1 protein-coding gene is annotated in these 768 nt (G+C 60.3%); it reads right to left on the bottom strand.

Annotation, left to right across the window (positions count from 1 at the left end; all coding sequences use genetic code 11):
- Positions 1-10: 10 nt before the first annotated feature.
- Positions 11-454: a DUF269 domain-containing protein gene (locus EN824_RS33440; protein WP_245458601.1), complete on the bottom strand. Its 444-nt coding sequence runs from the start codon at positions 452-454 to the stop codon at positions 11-13.
- Positions 455-768 lie beyond the last annotated feature (314 nt).

Raw genomic sequence — 768 nt, 5'->3', positions numbered from 1 at the left:
CCATCTCGGGCTAGGCTTCAATGGCTGCAGTCGCATCGTCGACCAGTTTCGTACCGGCCTCAGCAAGTTTGCGGAAAGTCTCGAAGCCGAACCGGTGGACGTCTCGACAGAACGCCCAACCGCCGGAAGCCCCCACGGGTTTCATTTCTATTGTCGGCGACGTCGACACGCCGGAGCGCTCCTCGATCGCAAGCGCTACGGCGGTGTAAAACATGTCGAGCCTCCACAGCGCGTCAGGATCGGGATCGCCGCCAAAGGGTACCGCACGTTGCTGTTGCTTGGTGATGATGAACTCGGCCAGCAGCTCGGCATCCGAATGGCCTTCCCATAAGCCGAAGGAATCCTGAGTACGAATGAGCCGCAGGAGGCATTTGACGAACGGGGAAGCAAGGGCCTCGCCGTCCCCGTGGACAGCAGGGCCAACCGGTTCATGAGGAATTTCGCTTTTCCCCAATTTCAGTACTCCTCTTGAAGGACGATCTCTTTTTCTGCGATGTGTGGTTCGGGCGCTTGCGTGGGCGGGGAATGGCTTGGGCGAGCCGATCCCACGCAACAGTGTCCCGTGGCCGACCTCGAGCACGTCCACCAATGCGAGACCTTTCACCGCGGCGCGAACGCCTGCGCCGCGGTTCGACCCGAGGTAAACGCAATGGAAATTCCACCTGCCGCAAGCCGCGCACTTTTGCGGCATCGACGTTATTGCTGCGAAGTGCGCCTGGGCGGGCGGATTTGCCGGTGTTCAATTCCAATTGTCATGCCCTTCGCGAT

The organism is Mesorhizobium sp. M8A.F.Ca.ET.181.01.1.1 (assembly GCF_004792025.1).
Classification (GTDB): Bacteria; Pseudomonadota; Alphaproteobacteria; order Rhizobiales; family Rhizobiaceae; genus Mesorhizobium.
This window is presented reverse-complemented; position numbering and strand designations above follow the sequence as displayed.